General features: G+C 36.8%; 23 protein-coding genes. 14 read left to right on the top strand and 9 right to left on the bottom strand.

The genetic code is table 11. The features are described from left to right. Window positions 1-855 precede the first annotated feature (855 nt). Window positions 856-1,041, top strand: a complete 186-nt coding sequence (locus CS842_RS08120) for a helix-turn-helix domain-containing protein (protein ID WP_103327987.1) — start codon at window positions 856-858, stop codon at window positions 1,039-1,041. 911 nt (window positions 1,042-1,952) lie between these two features. Continuing rightward, window positions 1,953-2,159, top strand: a complete 207-nt coding sequence (locus CS842_RS06335; RefSeq protein WP_103327985.1) for a hypothetical protein — start codon at window positions 1,953-1,955, stop codon at window positions 2,157-2,159. Window positions 2,160-2,323: 164 nt separating this feature from the next. On the opposite strand, the gene CS842_RS06330 is transcribed toward CS842_RS06335, so the two are convergent. From CS842_RS06330 to CS842_RS06325, 5 genes are all read right to left on the bottom strand, one after another. Further along, window positions 2,324-2,578 carry a hypothetical protein gene (locus CS842_RS06330; protein ID WP_103327984.1) on the bottom strand — a complete coding sequence of 85 codons (255 nt, stop codon included), beginning with the start codon at window positions 2,576-2,578 and terminating at the stop codon, window positions 2,324-2,326. A 1,097-nt stretch (window positions 2,579-3,675) separates the two neighbouring features. Next, window positions 3,676-3,846 carry a hypothetical protein gene (locus CS842_RS07040; RefSeq protein ID WP_195909924.1) on the bottom strand — a complete coding sequence of 57 codons (171 nt, stop codon included), beginning with the start codon at window positions 3,844-3,846 and terminating at the stop codon, window positions 3,676-3,678. Window positions 3,847-4,045: 199 nt separating this feature from the next. After that, on the bottom strand, window positions 4,046-4,276 hold the full coding sequence (locus CS842_RS08115; RefSeq protein ID WP_430537319.1) for an ankyrin repeat domain-containing protein: 231 nt from the start codon (window positions 4,274-4,276) through the stop codon (window positions 4,046-4,048). 6 nt (window positions 4,277-4,282) lie between these two features. Beyond that, window positions 4,283-4,420: a hypothetical protein gene (locus CS842_RS07035; protein ID WP_195909923.1), complete on the bottom strand. Its 138-nt coding sequence runs from the start codon at window positions 4,418-4,420 to the stop codon at window positions 4,283-4,285. A 424-nt stretch (window positions 4,421-4,844) separates the two neighbouring features. Beyond that, complete coding sequence (locus tag CS842_RS06325; RefSeq protein ID WP_103327983.1) at window positions 4,845-5,759, bottom strand: helix-turn-helix domain-containing protein; 915 nt, start codon at window positions 5,757-5,759, stop codon at window positions 4,845-4,847. Window positions 5,760-7,125: 1,366 nt separating this feature from the next. Here CS842_RS06325 and CS842_RS06320 point away from each other — a divergent pair. The 4 genes from CS842_RS06320 to CS842_RS06305 all read left to right on the top strand — a co-directional run bounded on the left by CS842_RS06320 (window position 7,126) and on the right by CS842_RS06305 (window position 8,968). Beyond that, complete coding sequence (locus CS842_RS06320) at window positions 7,126-7,395, top strand: hypothetical protein (protein ID WP_103327982.1); 270 nt, start codon at window positions 7,126-7,128, stop codon at window positions 7,393-7,395. A 35-nt stretch (window positions 7,396-7,430) separates the two neighbouring features. Further along, a complete protein-coding gene (locus CS842_RS06315) occupies window positions 7,431-7,727 on the top strand; it encodes a hypothetical protein (protein WP_146037483.1) in 297 nt (98 codons plus the stop codon). A 579-nt stretch (window positions 7,728-8,306) separates the two neighbouring features. Continuing rightward, a complete protein-coding gene (locus CS842_RS06310) occupies window positions 8,307-8,561 on the top strand; it encodes a KilA-N domain-containing protein (RefSeq protein ID WP_103327980.1) in 255 nt (84 codons plus the stop codon). A 113-nt stretch (window positions 8,562-8,674) separates the two neighbouring features. Next, a complete protein-coding gene (locus CS842_RS06305; protein ID WP_103327979.1) occupies window positions 8,675-8,968 on the top strand; it encodes a phage antirepressor KilAC domain-containing protein in 294 nt (97 codons plus the stop codon). Between the two features lie 245 nt (window positions 8,969-9,213). Here CS842_RS06305 and CS842_RS08110 read toward each other — a convergent pair whose 3' ends face one another. Together CS842_RS08110 and CS842_RS07025 are read right to left on the bottom strand one after the other, a co-directional pair. Further along, a complete protein-coding gene (locus tag CS842_RS08110; RefSeq protein WP_195909927.1) occupies window positions 9,214-9,477 on the bottom strand; it encodes a phage integrase SAM-like domain-containing protein in 264 nt (87 codons plus the stop codon). Window positions 9,478-9,583: 106 nt separating this feature from the next. After that, window positions 9,584-9,748: a hypothetical protein gene (locus CS842_RS07025; protein WP_195909922.1), complete on the bottom strand. Its 165-nt coding sequence runs from the start codon at window positions 9,746-9,748 to the stop codon at window positions 9,584-9,586. 342 nt (window positions 9,749-10,090) lie between these two features. Between CS842_RS07025 and CS842_RS06300 the strand changes: the two genes are divergently transcribed. After that, window positions 10,091-10,369: a hypothetical protein gene (locus tag CS842_RS06300; protein ID WP_103327978.1), complete on the top strand. Its 279-nt coding sequence runs from the start codon at window positions 10,091-10,093 to the stop codon at window positions 10,367-10,369. A gap of 196 nt (window positions 10,370-10,565) precedes the next feature. On the opposite strand, the gene CS842_RS06295 is transcribed toward CS842_RS06300, so the two are convergent. After that, window positions 10,566-10,940 carry a PEGA domain-containing protein gene (locus tag CS842_RS06295; RefSeq protein ID WP_103327977.1) on the bottom strand — a complete coding sequence of 125 codons (375 nt, stop codon included), beginning with the start codon at window positions 10,938-10,940 and terminating at the stop codon, window positions 10,566-10,568. A gap of 283 nt (window positions 10,941-11,223) precedes the next feature. Here CS842_RS06295 and serS point away from each other — a divergent pair, with 283 nt between their 5' ends. The 5 genes from serS (at window position 11,224) to CS842_RS08095 (ending at window position 13,534) form a co-directional block, all read left to right on the top strand. After that, a complete protein-coding gene (gene serS, locus CS842_RS06290; protein ID WP_103327976.1) occupies window positions 11,224-12,507 on the top strand; it encodes a serine--tRNA ligase in 1,284 nt (427 codons plus the stop codon). Continuing rightward, window positions 12,504-12,743 carry a hypothetical protein gene (locus tag CS842_RS08105; protein WP_410468533.1) on the top strand — a complete coding sequence of 80 codons (240 nt, stop codon included), beginning with the start codon at window positions 12,504-12,506 and terminating at the stop codon, window positions 12,741-12,743. Before serS ends, CS842_RS08105 begins: the two co-directional genes overlap by 4 nt. An 8-nt stretch (window positions 12,744-12,751) precedes the next feature. Further along, complete coding sequence (locus CS842_RS08100; protein ID WP_410468510.1) at window positions 12,752-12,853, top strand: hypothetical protein; 102 nt, start codon at window positions 12,752-12,754, stop codon at window positions 12,851-12,853. A 394-nt stretch (window positions 12,854-13,247) separates the two neighbouring features. Next, a complete protein-coding gene (locus CS842_RS07020) occupies window positions 13,248-13,472 on the top strand; it encodes a hypothetical protein (protein ID WP_195909921.1) in 225 nt (74 codons plus the stop codon). After that, window positions 13,421-13,534 carry a hypothetical protein gene (locus tag CS842_RS08095; RefSeq protein ID WP_410468495.1) on the top strand — a complete coding sequence of 38 codons (114 nt, stop codon included), beginning with the start codon at window positions 13,421-13,423 and terminating at the stop codon, window positions 13,532-13,534. Before CS842_RS07020 ends, CS842_RS08095 begins: the two co-directional genes overlap by 52 nt. A 248-nt stretch (window positions 13,535-13,782) precedes the next feature. On the opposite strand, the gene CS842_RS06280 is transcribed toward CS842_RS08095, so the two are convergent. Beyond that, a complete protein-coding gene (locus tag CS842_RS06280; protein WP_103327975.1) occupies window positions 13,783-15,021 on the bottom strand; it encodes a 3-deoxy-D-manno-octulosonic acid transferase in 1,239 nt (412 codons plus the stop codon). 294 nt (window positions 15,022-15,315) lie between these two features. On the opposite strand from CS842_RS06280, the gene CS842_RS06275 reads away from it, so the two are divergent. Both CS842_RS06275 and galE read left to right on the top strand, forming a co-directional pair. Then, window positions 15,316-16,428, top strand: a complete 1,113-nt coding sequence (locus CS842_RS06275) for a DegT/DnrJ/EryC1/StrS family aminotransferase (protein WP_103328059.1) — start codon at window positions 15,316-15,318, stop codon at window positions 16,426-16,428. A gap of 4 nt (window positions 16,429-16,432) precedes the next feature. Further along, window positions 16,433-17,464, top strand: a complete 1,032-nt coding sequence (gene galE, locus CS842_RS06270) for a UDP-glucose 4-epimerase GalE (protein WP_103327974.1) — start codon at window positions 16,433-16,435, stop codon at window positions 17,462-17,464. Window positions 17,465-17,500 lie beyond the last annotated feature (36 nt).

Raw genomic sequence — 17,500 nt, 5'->3', positions numbered from 1 at the left:
CATTTATAAATCTTTTTTTCTCAGTAAGTTGGTAACTAAAGGCACGTTCTACGGTATCTCAAAACAGTTAGTAAGGTTTTAGATTCTCTTTCGGATCTGATGAAGTCAATACGCAAAAAGTCACAGATTCTTTCGTGTATAAATGTTTAGTAAAACATATCGCGAAAAATCTGCTGTATTTGAAATTAATTTTTTATGGATGATGAACTCGACAGTTATTATTTTTCTAGGAAAAAACTTTCTGTTAAATATATAAAAATATAATATAGATATTATGATTAAAAATTTACACTTATTTTTAATAATCGCTTGCTTATAAGGTAATAATCCAGCAAAATGCAAGTTCTGAAGGTAGAGTCTCTGCAGATTCTGCTCATTCTGAAAGTTTTAAAATGGCTCAATTGTTCCTTAAAAAAGCTTGCTCTGAGGTTGATCCTGATTTCGCTTCTGCTATGATTAGGAATAATAATACTGTTCTGGACAGTTTCTTTTGAAGTGAAAGATAGAAAATGTAAGGATGAAAATTCCTGTTACCTAACTATAAGATCTTATAAAGGAAAGGATTAATCTAAAATTATTTTAATCAAAGCGCAAATGGTTTCAGCTTGAAAAATTTGAATAAAAATTTTACATTTTATAACCTCTTCCTCAGTTTATATTTTTGCGTCACATTTTTCGTTTTCATAATTCAAAAATGATTTCGCGTGACACAGAGAGGATACAGACGACCCTCTAAAAGAGTAAAAACCTCTTGAGTTTTCACTCCACAAACACCACATTTTCACTATAAAGATATAGTCCATTGGGGAATATTGGTCTACAGCTTGTAGCCTGTCAATCAAAATTCTAAAGGATATGAATTTAAAAGAGCAATCATATATTCGTCGGAATATAAAAGTTCTTGACCATGCCAAGAAAACGGCGAATATTTTCAAAACCTGTAAATACTTTGGTATATCTAGGGATAGATATTACAATTGGAAGAGAGCTTATGAAGAAAAAGGAGCAACCACTTTGATCAATAAAAAAACCCTTCCCTGAAAATACAAAGATCAGAATAGCGCTTCATATTGACGAAAAGATTATTTACTTACGTAAAAACTATCATCTAGGGCATCTTCGCATCTCATGGTATTTAAAAAGACACCATGATATAAAAGTCTTTTCGGTTGGTATGTATTGAAATGCAATGATCTGAACCGACTACCTCAAAACTAACGTAAAACATCCATTAAGTCATTTAAATGATACGAAAAGCAGGTGCCCCCGGAACATCGCAGTTAAGTTTCTCTCTTTCAGAGATAAGAAGGTAAAGCGCTTAAACGTTTCCGCAGAGGGCACAGACCATTCCTCTTTCGGCGATGGAATCGCCTTTGATCCAGCTAAAGAACTTATCGTATCCAGCCTCTGGATAGCGAGTGCATTGCAGAGCGCTCTCTTTGGCGATCTTTTCTGAGAAAGGATTTTTTTTAAAATCGTTCTTCTAGCCATCCAAGATGTTTTTTATCTCAAACATGGCGTATTTTATTTAAACAGGTGGCTTGAGCTTTTAATGTTTGCCTACGGAAGTTTTTAAACATGGCTTATTTCATTGATATGCTCACTTTCCTTAATATGCTTATTCACCTAATCCGTAAAGAGAACCACCTTAGTTGTGTCAAAGCCTTTTTGATGACTTCTCTGATGAGTTCAGGCTTAAGCGATGTTCTTAAGGTCTCTATTTTAAGGCTTTGGTATCTATTTCGGCTCTTAGACTTAGCCTGATTTGAGCAGATATCCCTCTGTGCTTTGATTCAAGAAGCTCAGATCCTATAAAAGGCGCGAGGAGCGTTTATTGATAATGACTACCTTCTTGTCTCCTTCGGCGTTTACCACCGCTCTTCCCGAACTATCGTAAAGATCGACGCCCCCTTGCGCGTGCGAAGGTCTTTTAAGGATAATTAAGGCACCACATGCCGCCCGAGCGGGGTTCTTATAGGCCGAACCTGTCCGATCCCAGAGATCAAGCTTTACTTTTGATATCGGAAGTATCGGCAGCTATACCCGTGACGGTGTCCGCAGCAGCCGCGGCTGCTGCCAAGGCTGAACCTATATGCCTGATAAAGATTTGTAAGCTTCCATGGCGCTCTGATATGTGGCGATGGTGGTCTGAGCGATAGCGTCGGCCTTACCCGCATCGGTTTTTTTGCCTAAATCCCCAACGGAGCGCCCCTGTTGTGTTGGCCGCCATGGTCAGAGGTGCGCGTTGAGTTTTTCGCCTTCTTTATCGGCGTGTTCCTTCTCGGCATCCTCTGTGGTAGCTTTATAATTTATCCTCTATGATTTATTTATCGGCATATGTTTGTTTGGCCGCTTCTAATGCCGTTTGCTTCTCAATCTCGATCTCCGCCTTTTTCAGGAAAAGCTCATTTTCTCGCTTATATTTTCTGGTTCTCAGCTTGGTTTGCGCGTCGATGTGCTCCTTTTCGATCAGATTGTCGTTAAAGACTTTTTTCTTCCCGGCGAGCCATTGATCAAGTTTAAGCGATTCGATAGCATAGTCTTTCTCCGTTATCCCTCCTGCCTTTTTTTTGCTCATCCAAAGAAAATTTTTATCTCTAAAGATCTCATCTAGAGGCTTTTACTCTTCCTTAACTAGTCCTTTGGTAAGGGTCTTTTCCTTATCTAATCGAACCTTATGTTGTAGGTCGAAAAGCTCGATATCCTTATTGACATACTCCATGGCGATCTGCGCCTTTTATGCCTTATGTTCTATATCGATGTTTAAGCTATCACGCTCGTACTCTTTTGGATGATCTTTTTCGCTCTATATTTTTTATCAAGCAAGCTTTGCTCTTTTTCATACATCTGGTCTTCCAAACTAAACTTCTCTTCGATGGTTTTCGCCATGTTTTCCTTGCCCAAACGATAGATCTCGTTTTGAGCTTTCGATATATCTCTTAATATATATCGTTATAGTTGTAAGGTTCTTTGAATAACTTATAGAAGTAAATATCCTTTTTAAGGAAGTTTGAATAATTATAATAATCCCCGGAAGAGGGGGTTTGAACTTAATATTCAGATACCATTTGAGGAAGGATTTATCACAATCCCATCGTTTTGATCTCAGATATATGGTAGTTTCGGGAGGGATATAGATATCTATAAAGGAGAAATCCGCCACACGTTTTTTATAAGTTGTTTTAAAACTATATTCATTGGAGGAATCTTGGTGCCCAGTTTGATCTTATAGGATCAAGGTCACAAGAATATTGTCCGCTATCCAAAGGAATTTCAATACATCCTTGCGTCCTCAGCAGGTCGCCGCGCTCAAAATATAAGCCCTTGTTAAACTTAGAGTAGCCTCCTTTTTTACCCTTATTAAGGGTTCAGAGAGCAAGAAGATTTAACGTATGGGTTTAACGATTGTTTCCATCCTGTGTCACGACGATCATCCATGTAGTACTCAAGATCGTATCGCGAATCTTTACCAACCTCTTTCAGCAAATAACCCTTAGTAGGGGTAAACCGATGGTATTTAGAAACTCAACGCTCTTTATCGGATCGTTTTTGTCCATATAACGCGAGCTGAGCTTATGCTCACATGAAGAATTTTTCCCATACGTTCGATAAGATATCGAAGGAGGTGTTGTAAGTGGTCACGACGTGGGGTCGGTATCGAACTTTATATTCGCTTCATAGTCCACCTATGGCATGGATATAATCGACGGTTTTGGAAAAGGTCCCGATAAATTTATCCGGATCCGAGCTAAACTCCACGTTTGACCAGTTGAGCTCACGGATTTTCTTTCCTTCAAGGAGGGTTTTTAGCGAGATGTTCCCATCGACAATCTGCGCCGATATCAAATCGTATTTGATGTATAATACCCGAAAAAATCCTTCTTAATCACATTTTAACAAAAAGCAAAAGTTATCAACAAATAAGAACAAACGGATCTTTCTTGTAAAAGAACACCTTCAGGAAACAAAAAACCTTGTTCTCTTATGAAGAAAACAGGGTTCTTTTAATGGAAAAAATAACTACAAGAGAACGGATAAAATCCTGTTATGGATCAGGAAACTTTTTAAGTTCCGGATCGCTTACTAAATTATAAGGGATTTTTCCGTTTTTATCCTCAGTCTTTTTATTGGCGTCTTTAGATATAAGAACATTAACTATTTCTTTATCATTTCGATAAGCCTCCACATGAAGTGGAGTGTAGCCGTACTTATTTTTAGTACTGATATACTCCCCTTTTTCTATAAGTTCTTTAGTAGCTTCTGTATTTCTATTGATTATTACCTAATGAAGTTGGGTTTTCCCATATTTATCAAGTTCAAATTGAGCCGATTCGCTTGGTTTTATTTTTTGACTCTCGTAATTGTCATCATAAGACAAAAACAATACCGTTAACGCACGAGATAGTAAAATATTTCTCATAAAAATTAACTTTTAAATTAAGGTATATTTCTCTGCCTTATATCTATCCTATTTAATTGTATTCAACTAATTAAGCACAAAAGGATATGAAGATTCTCAAATTAATATATTAAAATAATACTAAAAGTTATCATGCAATACTTTAAAGAATATATCTCCGTGAGATTCTTTAATAAATAGTTATATAACACCGCTTAAGTATAATGCACCTCTACTTTTTACAAGAGAGTAAAGACTAAAAATGAAGATTTTCTAAGCTAATGGAGGTATATCCTTTAGGATATACCTTGATAGGTATGATTTTTTATATATGAAAAAAACGACTACTTACGCCCAGATAGGCGGGGTGTGTCACGTGCTGAGTAAGAGGGAGATATTTTTTTAGCTTCTTTGATTACCATTGTGTTTCCTTCTCGCTCTACCGTTATTTGTTCAGCGGCAGAGAGGTTGCTAAGATCGATGATTTTATTTTTTTTCTACTAAGCTCTTTAATGTGTTGTTTCTGTATGGCTATAACTTCATCTTTGTTTCTCAGGACTTCTTCTCTTGCCTTGAGCAACTCGTCCTTGGCTTTGATTATTATATCCATGTTAGACTGCAGGGAAGCTACCTGACGTTCGAGAGAGGATTTTATATCATCTATATGCTTATCCTTTTCCACTAATCTTTCTTTTAATAGCTCTATCTCTTTCTTACTGTGATTATGTGAGTTTATAAATTCTTCATGAGATAACTCTCTCAAAATTTTAGGTGAATCCTCATTTTGTTTGTGAGATTCCTTTTCTCTTAACATATGACCATCACCTGTTATTAGCCAATTTAAATTTAAGTTTTCGTATTTTTCTCCTAACTTAATTAGAAATTCAGATGCAGGGAAAGATTTTCCACTTCTATAATTTGAGATGGTCGATTCAGCCAAATTAAATTCTTTGGATAGCTTATAACCACTAACTTTGTAGTTTTTCAGAATAGAATTTAATCTTACTGAAAATGAAAAATTATTTTGATTTCTCGATTTCTCGATTTTGATTTCCTTACCCTGAAATAATGTATTTTCATTAATGTGTTTTTCCACGTTTATTAATTTCTCATCTCTTAATTTCCGAATAATGTTACCCCTTCCTGTAATAAGCCACTCAGGACTAATTTCTGGAAAACATCTTAAAATTTCGAATATTTTGTCTCCACCTAATTCACTTTTTGCGTTTTTCCCGTGAAAATTCGTAGCAGATAGTTTTATTTTTTTTAAAAAATCATTTTTTTTAATTAATTTAAAATCAATGTATTCTAGTATTCTTCTCTTGACGGAGCTAATATTTTTTTGAAATTTAATACCCATATACTTTTTTATTTAAATAATACTTTTATATATTTGTCTTGTTCTTACTACTCACCACAGCGGACATTATAAGAATAAAGCGAACTAAGGTAAGCACTATAGGACCATCAGAACAAAACAGTTAAAAACTGAAAGAGCACGATGTTATGATAAGAAAGCAAACGACTGAAATCTCGGGGTGAGCTCATAGATCTTAGATATCTACAAAGGAAGAGGATATATTAAATCTGTATCCACCACAAGCAACAGAATCTACTACAAAAAAGAAGATGTGAAAGCCTAAAAAAGAATAAGGTCTGAGCGTAAAGCCGAATTGAAGGCGGTAAACTTTATAGATGTACAACATATACTATATAGTTCTATATCGCCTAAATAACATGACTGACAAATAGTTAACAAAGTTGCAAGACCTTGATTTGAAAGATCTTGTGCTTTTCTTAAAGGAAAGGATCCTTACTAAGGATCTCTTTCTTTTTCCATCAAAGAGATGGATCAACGGAGATAACGTAATCTACTACCAAAGCCTAAAAGAATTCTGTAAGTTAAGCGCCGAAAAAGCTCTTTTGTGACTTTGGATCTCTTATAAACGCGATCTCTCAGGAGAGAATATGAGATGTAAAAGTTTCCGTTGAGAGGCTATGGGGGAGATCGAAGGTATTTATCCCCGTAAACATTAGTCAGTAAAGAACATAAGAAAGATCTCGAATCTCTCATCGAAAAGCACGTAAATATCGATAAGAACGCCAAAGGAGAAATTTTAAATGAACTTTAAATAAAAACAAAATCATCATAGACGTCAAAGCCCTAGAAACACCACTCCTCACTCAGGAAGTGATACAAAAAGAGATACAAAGAAAGATCGCCGCTTTTAAAAGGAGAAGAGATGAAGTTAAGGCGCACATAAAAGCCATTAAAACAGTAGATACGCTATAAACGAGTGCTCTGAAAGGAGAGTAAAAGATCTGAGAAAGACCACCGAGACCTTCTTCCTCATATGCCCCACCCTCTCGAATCTCTACGAAATAGAAAAGTCCCTACATCTAAGACTGCAAATCACAAAACAAGGAAATTATGAATAATAAAAATGTCTCGATGATACAGTTTGTCAGCGTGAATCCAAACGATCTGATTAGGGATGTCATTTTTGGAGTATCAAAAAACATGGAGAAGCTCCATAGAGAGAAGCAGGCTTAAAAGGAGGAATTCGTGACCCCAAAGGAAGCGTCCAATCTCTTAAAGGTAAGTACGGAAACTCTGCATCGATACTCCAGTGGAGAAGAAAAGTTTCTTATCCCGGGATAATAGGCAATACGGTACGCTATAAAAGAAACGATATAAATACCGCTCTAAAGAAAAAAACTAAGTCATGATAAAAAAGGAAAGCCGCACAGAGCTCAAGGCTAAGGAGCTTATCAAAGAGATAGAGTCCTGCCAAATCTCGATTGGTGAGCTCACCAATCGCTATAACGAAAAGATTTCCGCTAAGCTCAAAAAGCAAAGCGATGAGCTTTCTTCTTGCAAAAAATACCTTGAGAGAGGTCTTTACGTGAAGCCTTCTTTTGTAAGAAGCTTATCTCTACTCTTTCACATGAAAAGAGCAAGGGCTCATATCAACAAAACCTATAGATTTTTTTAACGCTTCCACTTAAAAAAAACATACAAGCCATGCATATGCAAAACATCTATAAAGACAACTTCTCGGAGTTGAGCCCGTTCCTTAATTCCTCTTCCTTTGATCACGAGCAAAGGGTGACCAAATCCCTGAGCAGCTCGGATATGATCCCTAAAACCTTTTCGAGCAATATAGACAACATCCTTTTAGATATAGAAATGTCCGCTCGCCTGGGGCTCTCTCTCTTTATGGTCATGCAGAATATGTACATCATCTCGAGAAAGCCTTGCTTTTCAAGCGCTTTTATCATCGTCATGCTCAACCGATGCGGTAGGTTTTCCTGTCTTTCATTATGAGATGAATTCAGAAGAAGCAAGTGATAATTACGGATGTAGGGTGTAGTGCTCGGAACTCTCCACGGGAGAAAAGCTCGAAGGTCCGATCATCACTATCACCATGGCTAAGACCGAGGACTGGTATAACAAGCCCGGAAGCAAGTGGAAGAACCCTGCCCGAGCCAGATGCTGAGATACCGCGCAGCAGCTTTCTTTTCGAGGATATATTGTTCCCGAGGTCTTTCTGGGCTTACAACTCGATAGAGGAGATGCAGGATGTCATCGAACGAAAAGCGCAAGCCGCGGCGAACTCGACGTAAGATCAAAAAAGAAAAGAAGCCTTAGACTTTGGAAGAGCTTACATATAAGAGCGGTAAAATGCCCATAAAAGAAACGCTAACCCTTTAAACAAGAAGCTATGAACCTCACTGTATTGACGCTTTTATCCCTTCTTATCGCGGGCTGCATCCTGTGGTGGATGGATAAGGATAGGAATAAAAGAAAATAAAAGTCATAAACCACGATAGCAATAAGATGAACAATAATGTATTTAACTACTAAGGCAATGAGATCACTTTTCTAAAATGAAGCGGAAATATCATGATCAACGCCACTCAGATGGCTAAGTCCTTCGGTAGGGAACCTCACGATTGGATCAAACTAAAAAGCGCGAGCAGATACCTCAAATCCCTTGAGAAAATCCATTCCGAAAATCTTTGGAATGCTCATAAACCTCTTATGGAGATTAAAAAAGGTGGCGACGATCAGACCCATTTTCTTTCACGAGGAAGTAGCCATGGAGTTCGCCAGGTAGCTCAACCCGTCCTTCGCCATATGGGATCAGAGAACTTCTAACCCAAGTTAGCGTTTCTGTAGGAAATGGCGATGAAGACCTTACCATACTTTCGGCCATAGAGATCCTTAAAAAGAGAGTGGATCTGCAGAGCGGCGAGTTAAAAAAGTAACCGATCAAGGTAGAGTACTACGATAAGATCCTGAAAATCAAGGAGATATACACGTTCAATCAGATAGCCAAGGAGCTCGACATGAGCGTGCAGGGTCTCAATAAGCTTCTTCACGAGAATAATATCCAATACAGACGCGACTCTTGGCTCTTATATCAAAAGTATCAGAACAGGGGCTATACCAAAACCCATGCCTATATCGACGAGCGGGGTCAACCCAAGACCAGCCTGCATAAAGTATGGATAAAGAAAGGAAGAGAATTTTTTATACACGAGATGATCAAAGAAGAAAGGTAAAGAAAACTATCGGCTCAAAAGGCAATGTAAGCAATGAACTATATAGAGCAAATCAAGGTTTTTTGGCGTTTCCATGAACAAGAAACGTTTTCAGTAAATGAGATTACCCTTTACTTCTATTTGTTAGAAGTAAAAATATCTCATCTTAGCAGGCTTCCTTAAAGCGCAACAATTCTAAGATCAGCTCGGATCTTTCAATGTCTTACCCTGTTGAGAGATCCAGAGCGTAAATTCTTTCTATCTCCTCATTGCTCAGGTAAACACTTTCCGCTTTTGAACAAGAAATTCTTGGGAGAGGACTCGCGATTCTCAAACTCTTCATGCACCCTGTGACCTTCAAGCTTATCTACTCTACCTAAGGCTTTGAGGTTTTTAATAGCTTCCCATACACTTGAACTACCTAGCTTTTTAAGCTTTCTTAAATATTCTATAAACTCCTTATGAAAGGCAAGGTTGATGTCGGTGAACTTTAACTGTATGTTCTTATACTCTTGAAAAGCCTTTAAGATTGACTAGGGTAGTTTTATGGCTTGATATGGTGTTTTTAGAAAGGGGAGAAAGGGGGGGGTTGTCCTTCTTGATCAGAAGTGGGAGTTTCTCTATGTATTCTTCCATTCATTGCGTCACAGATATAGCTTTGTCTTTTTCATAAGATCCGCCGAAGAACTCAGAGACCGTTTTTTTTACCCACGATTTATCGATAATACCTCCGGCTATATGATCTTCATTCATGCATTCAAAGAGATAAGCGGAAAGCTTTTCAAGAGCGTCGTTGATCAAATCCTTCTGATGAGCCGAGGCTATAGTTTCTTACATGTTGCTTTTTCTTATCCCAGTGTTTAGGGTTAATAAAGAGGTTTTTTTGATAAAAACATCGAACTTAGCGACTTGAATAAATCTTAAATAAATTTCCGACGGATTTTTCTTGCTCAGAACCCAATAAGATACTCTTGCCATTTACACTTTATTCTCACGAATAACAGATAATTAAAAGAACTGTCAAAGTTCTCAAAAGAACAGAACGAATATAGGAATATACTTTTAAACATTACGTTTTAGAGGATATTTGTAATATAAATATTCGTTTAAGTTTCATTTTATTTACTCTCACATAGAGATTCAATGGGGGCGATAAGAGATCAAGAGGGAAGGAAAAAATGTCTTTCAAAAAATTTTACTTCCTGGCAAACCACTGGTAGATATAACTCAAAGTACAAGGTTCAGGCAAAAAATGAAAAATATTTACTGGAATTTTCAGAAGAAGAAAAAGAAACTAAAGAAGCTGAATATGCTCCTTATGGAGAATGGTGGGATGGCTTGGAAAATTTTGGGCATTCATTAAAAAGACAGTTGAGCTCACTGAGAGTGAAGCAAAAGAACCTTTTATATTATAGATTATGATCAAGATAAAGGAAGTAATCAAAACCTTTAATTCTGGTACTTTAAAAGAAAATGAGATAGTTTATCATAAGTTAATCTGGCAGAAACAGCAGTAAAAAACTGAACTTCTTTGAAAATTCTATTATTCAAACGAGTATGTATTTAACAATACTATAAACCCTCTTTTATATAAAAGAGGGTTTATAGTAAACTTTGTTTAGTTTGTTTTTTCATTCATATCAAAATTATAACCTTTTATATCATATTTCATCACAGCTCCCGTAGCAGCATCTACTCCCCAGCCGATGAATCCAAAAAAATTAAGAAGGCTAATGCCATTAAAAGTCCTTGTAAGTTCAAAAATCTTTTTCTCATAGCCCGGTAGGCTCATCTGAGCTTTTGTGGTGGTTAAAGATCTCGAGATAGAAACCCTACAGGGAGTAGTGCAGCGCTCTATGCCCTTTACAAAAACTTTAGCGCCTTGCGGCTCCGATTGAAAGCTGATTTTATCAGAAGTTCCGGTAAAAAGTGTAGCGCAGCTGCTTACGAAAAAAGCAATGCTAACGATGGTTATAATAGGTGAAAATTTCATAGAATATTAAATTTAATTTAAAATATCTTGTAATATTACTAAAAATATGAATTAAGTAAATAGTAATATCTCTCCTCTCTAATCGATCTATTTAACACTCTATGTTACTATATAATTTATTATAATATAATTATTATATTTTTTATGGTATTGTATGTCTACATTATACTTTATAATAAGTTTATTATTTTTTATCCGAACGGATGAAATAGGCTAATAAAATCTATCGTTTTTTAAAAAACGTATATTTGAAGGCTTATCGTATTTAAGCAAGATTCCCCTTATGTTACAAGTTTCATTTATCCGTGAGAACCGAGAAAAAGTCTTAGAAGGTCTTGAAAAACGCCACTTTTCTAAAACTGATTTGATTGATAAAATTCTTGAGTTTGACAAATTGAGAAAGCGCATACAATTTCAGTACAATGAACGTCTGGCAGAGTCCAATCGGCTTTCTAGGGAAATTGGTAAATTATTTCAAAACAATCAAGAAAAACAGGCGAATGTTTTACGCGATAGTTCCGCAATATTAAAGGAGAGAATAATTAGGCTTGGCAATGAGCTCTTTGAACATGAACAGTGGCTCTCACGGGCTTTGCTTGAGGTTCCTAATATTCCGCATGAACTGGTCAAAACGGGTCGTTCGGCGCAGGATAATGAAATTATAGATCAGCAGGGCGCACTTCCTTCTTTAAAAGAAGGAATTCTTACCCACTGGGAGCTGGCTAAGAAATTTCAACTGATTAACTGGGAGCTAGGCGTACAGATCAGTGGATCGGGCTTTCCTGTATATACCGGTCAGGGCGCGCGTTTACAGCGTGCTTTAATTGAGTATTTTGTAAACTATAATACCCATGCGGGTTATCTTGAATATGCCCTTCCTCATTTGGTCAACGCCACCTCAGCTCAGGGTACCGGACAGTTGCCCGATAAAGAAGGCCAGATGTATCATGTAAGCCAGGATGATCTTTACCTGATCCCTACAGGTGAGGTACCACTGATGAATTGCTTTCGTGATAAGCTCTTGCAAGAGCAGCAATTGCCGCTTAAGATCACTACTTATACTCCTTGTTTCAGGCGCGAGGCTGGCTCTTACGGGGTGCACGTGCGCGGTCTGAATCGTTTGCATCAGTTCGATAAGGTAGAGATTGTTCAAATCACCACACCTGAGACTTCCTATGAGGCTTTGGAAGAAATGGTAAAACATGTGAAAGGCTTGTTAAATTCTTTGAATTTGCCTTTTCGTATTTTGAGACTTTGTGGGGGAGATATGGGATTTACTTCCGCTATGACCTATGACTTTGAGGTATATTCAGCTGTGCAAGGCCGTTGGCTTGAAGTAAGTTCAGTGTCCAATTGCACCAATTTCCAAACCCATCGACTCAAGTTGCGCTACAAAAATAAAGCAGGTAAAATACAGCTTTGTCATGCTTTAAATGCAAGCGCATTGGCCTTGCCACGTATTCTAGCAAGTCTTCTTGAAAATTATCAATCTGAAGATTATATAGATCTTCCTGAGGCACTTGTTTCCTTTGCCGGATTTAAAAAAATTACTCTTCCTATTTCTTGATTGTGAAAGTTACAGAGCATATTTCACGTGCTAAGAAAACCTTATTTTCTTTTGAAATTCTTCCCACTTTAAAAGGATATAATATTATTGATATTTTTTATGCATTAGATCCCCTAATGGAATTTAATCTTTCTTTTGTAGATGTTACTTATCATCACGAGGAGTTTACTATAATGGTTTGCTACGAGGAGTTTTTACAAAAGCGGAAAAAGTTGCAAACGGCGTTGGTTATGTAGTTACGCAGATGTTTTTTGACAATGCGAAATATTTTGATTTCACGACCCATTGCCAGTTCAAGGGATTAGATATATCGGTCATCCCGGGGGTATTAAGCCCACTCTTCTAAATCTCAATTGTACAATATACTTGCCATCTTCATGTAGCTATTCCAAATGATGAAAGCATATATTATATCGGTATAGAATGAGCTATTAATCAGTCCAAAGAGCTTAAGCGGGTAGGTGTGCTGTTGATTCACTACTACAGCATGAGCAAGCCTCATAATGTTTATGAGGTGGTCGAAGCGATTTTTTAAATCATTAAATTTAATATTATGAAATAGATAACCTTTGTTTTACTTTTCGTCTTTTTCTCTTGTAATACCGTTCCTCTTAGAGGTCGTAAGCAATTTAATATTGTCTCGAACGCGCAGATTTTCCCCATGAGTTTCGATAAATACGACGAGGTGCTTTCCAAAAATTGTATTAAGCGAGGAACCGCGTGCGTCCAGCAACTTCAGTATGGTGGAGAAATATCCTGCCGAGCAGGAGCAGATATCATCAGGGATTACCGTCGGGACTTTAATCTTATTAGATGATCAACAAATCAACGTATGGTGTATGCCCGTAGGAAGTAGTTTTTTTACAAGGGTATTTTTCCTGTCTACAAAGATGAAACTGGGATTGCTATGGTTATGTGTCATGAAGTTGCGTATGCTTTGGTCAATCATGGAGCTGAACGAATGAGTCAGCAGCAGCTGGTGCAGTTTGGGGAGATCCTAGGAAGGATTGGGCTTGGCAATGGTTAATAGAGTGGTCTTTTTCAGTGGATGTATCCCACGGTAGCTGGATTGACTATATTGAGCTATTCAAGATCACAAGAGTCTGAATCTGATAAAATCGGTTCATATTTAATGGCTATCACCGATCATGATCCGTGGCGGGCACCTGATTTCTGGAGATGGATGATGATGCAGGCTACGGCTGGTAAAGGCCACGCTTATTCAAAGGGATACTCGCCAAGGCGATGGCGTATTTTCTGCAGCCAAATAGTCCTTCAGAGTTTTTTCTTTAGGGCACGCAGGTTTTTTTCTGTAGCTCCTCTTTGATCCTGGACATATTTTTGTGCATTTCTACCCATTTCATTTCTAAGAGAATGGTTTTTGATCAATTGATCTAATTTGATCGTTAAGTCTTCAATATTATCTATTGCAAAGGCACCTTTGCATTGAAGAAGTGCCTTTGCCTCAATAACTTTATGATGCACAGGTCCGAAAAGCACAGGTATTGCGAAAGTAGCGGCTTCAAGAATATTGTGAATCCCGCTTTTCTGAAAGCCTCCGCCTGTATAGGCGATATCTGCTGACCCGTAGCTACGCGTGAGCAAACCTATGCAATCAAGGATCATGACAGAGCATTTTTCTGGATCTTTATTTGACATCTCAGAATACATTATATGACTCGTTGAAAGCTGTGATCTTAGATGAGCGATTCTCCAGGGATGAACCTCATGAGGAGCTAATAAAAACTTGACCTTACCTTCATGAGTTTTTATCCATTGTATCAGAAGCCTCTCATCATCGGGCCATGTGCTTCCGGCAACTATAAGAAGTTGTTTATCTTTAAATTTTTCTATGCTAAGTAATGGATTGAATGAATTTTTCACTTGTATTACGCGATCAAAACGCGTATCTCCAGATATAGTAACGCATTTAATGCCAATGGACTCTAGAAGCAATTTAGAGTTTTCCTCCTGTACGAAAAAATGAGTAACTTTTCTTAGAATATTTCTCATAAATTTGCCATAAGGCTTGAAAAACAGCTGATTTTTTCTAAATACGGCGGAGATACTATATATAGGCAAGCTTTTTTTATAAGCTTGCGAAATCATGTTCGGCCAGAATTCGTATTTGACCAAAATCAAAGCTACAGCTCGGCTGATTTCTATAAATCTACGCATGTCTTTGGGAGTATCTATAGGGAGATAGCACACATAATATGCCTGATCATAATTCTTCATGATTTCATAGCCGGAAGGAGAAAAGAAACTCAGTAAAATATGATAATGAGAAAATTCTTTACGTACCCTTTCGATCAAAGGCCTTGCTTGCTCAAATTCTCCTAATGAAGCACAATGAAACCAAATCGTTTCGTTTGATAAATTTATATGCTTTTGAAGCTTTGCAATTAAGTTTTTCCTTCCCTTCCATCCCCTCCGAAGTTTAGACCAGAAAGGAGTCATTATCCAGAGTCCGATCTTTAATAAATGAGTGAAGAAACTATATAAAAAAAACATAAGGTGTTAAAGGTATATTTTTATAATAATTCTTTACATCTAAGAGAATTATAAAAATATTTATGTCAGTATATTTGAAAGAGAAAAAATCATTTACTATTTATAATTTTAATCTATTTTTAAGTATAAAAAGCAACTTTTATTAATATGTATTGAATTTATTTTCAAGTAAAATAATTATTAAGTTTGCAATGCAATTAAAATAATTTAAGATTTTGAGAATTGTAAATATAAATCATTTGTATATTTGCCACCATTTCACATTTCGTTTTGATGTTTACAGCATATTTTCCGATGGTTGATCTTAAGGGTCAATATGAAAAAATAAAAAGTCAGATCGATTACGCAATTTTAGAAACGGTACGTTCTTGCAATTATATCAACGGTCCCGAAGTAAAAGCTTTCTCTGAAGAATTAGCTCATCATTTAGGTACTTCAAATAGTATAGTTTGTTCCAGTGGGACAGACGCTCTATTGGCAGCACTTATGGCTTTGGACCTTAAAGAAGGCGATGAAGTAATTACTACTGATTTTACTTTTGCCGCTACTATAGAGGTGATTCTGCTATTGAAGCTCACGCCTGTATTGGTGGATATTGATGAGAAAACCTTTCATATGAAAGTAAGCGCTGTGGAAAAAGCTATTACCGCCAATACTAAAGCAATCGTTCCTGTTCATCTTTTCGGGCAATGTGTGGATATGGAACCTTTATTAAGAATCGCTGAAAGGTATGAAATTTTTATAGTAGAAGATGCGGCGCAAGCCTTAGGCGCTTCCTGTAGATTTTCAGATGGGAGCATTTATAAAGCGGGGACTATGGGGCATATAGGTACTACCTCTTTTTTCCCTTCTAAAAATTTAGGCTGCTATGGGGACGGAGGCGCTATCTTTACAGATGATACGCATCTCGCCGAGCGTTTGCACGCTATTGTTAATCATGGAATGCATAAAAGATATTACCACGACGAATTAGGCATCAATTCTCGTTTAGATAGTCTTCAGGCCGCTGTATTGCGAGTAAAATTGCCTTATCTCGATGAATACAATACTTCCAGAAAAAAGGCAGCTGATCGATATGATTCTATACTATCGACTTGTCCTGCTATTAAAATACCTTATAGAGATAAGAAGTCTACACATGTTTTTCACCAATATACACTTCTTGTGCCTGCTATAAAAAGATTTGCTTTACGCAAATATTTGAATGAAAAGGGAATTTCTTCATCGATATATTATCCGGTGCCACTTCATCGTCAAAAAGCTTATAGAAGCTGGCGAAATCCAGAAAGTGCCTTTGATACTACAGATAGAATTACAGATGAGGTACTCTCTTTGCCTATGCACACTGAACTTACAGAAGAGCATATAGAACATATAGGTTCAGAATTGATTTCATTTTTTAATTAAGCAAGTGAATAAACGTATACTCGTTACAGGAGGCTTAGGATATATCGGATCACATACGGTGATTGCCCTGCATGAAAATAATTATGAAGTAGTAATTGTAGACAACCTTTCAAATTCCGACAAAAGTTTTTTGAAAAAGATCACTGATATTACCGGTAAATCTCCTGATTTTGAATGTTTTGATTTAACAGATCTAATTCCTCTTAAGAGATTTTTCGATACTCATCCTATTGATGGAATTATCCATTTCGCGGCTTTTAAAGCAGTGAGAGAGAGTGTAAAAATTCCTTTAAAATACTATTATAATAATCTGGTGTCACTCATACAGCTTTTGCAAGAGTTTCAAGCACGGGGATTAGATAATTTTATTTTTAGTTCTTCCTGTACTGTATATGGACAGGCTGATAAATTACCCATAAAAGAAGATGCTCCGCTTAAACCTTTAGAATCACCCTATGGATCTACCAAGCAGATGAGTGAGCAAATTTTGAGAGATTATGCAAATATACATATTAAAAAGGTTGTGTCCTTACGGTACTTCAATCCTATCGGTGCACATCTTTCGATAAAAATCGGAGAATTTCCTTTAGGCATTCCTCAGAATTTGGTGCCTTTCATTACACAAACAGCTATAGGAATGCACCCTAAACTTTCTATATTTGGAGGTGATTATAATACGAAAGACGGTACAGCTATCCGTGACTATATTCATGTATATGACTTAGCAAAAGCTCATGTAGCCGCTTTAAGTAGATTATTGAGAGGTAAAAATCGTTCTTCTTTTGAAGTATTTAATTTAGGAACAGGTCGGGGTCATTCTGTGCTTGAAGTAGTAAAAGCTTTTGAAAGAATACTCAATAAATCATTTGATTATCAAATTATTGATAGACGTTCTGGGGATATCGAAGCTGCCTATGCTGACACTTCGCTTGCCGAAAAAGAATTGGGCTGGAAGGCGGAAATTTCTTTGGAAGAGGCTTTGCAAACTGCCTGGGCCTGGGAGAAAAAAATAGCAAGTGATAAAGAAAAGTTTTAGTTAGATTAAATGATAGAATTTTTGTAAAATTTATAC

This window comes from Bacteroidetes bacterium endosymbiont of Geopemphigus sp., from assembly GCF_002904345.1.
Lineage (GTDB): Bacteria > Bacteroidota > Bacteroidia > Flavobacteriales > Blattabacteriaceae > GSPS2-BC2016.
The sequence above is the reverse complement of the archived record's forward strand: the minus strand, read 5'-3'. Positions and strand labels throughout refer to the sequence as shown.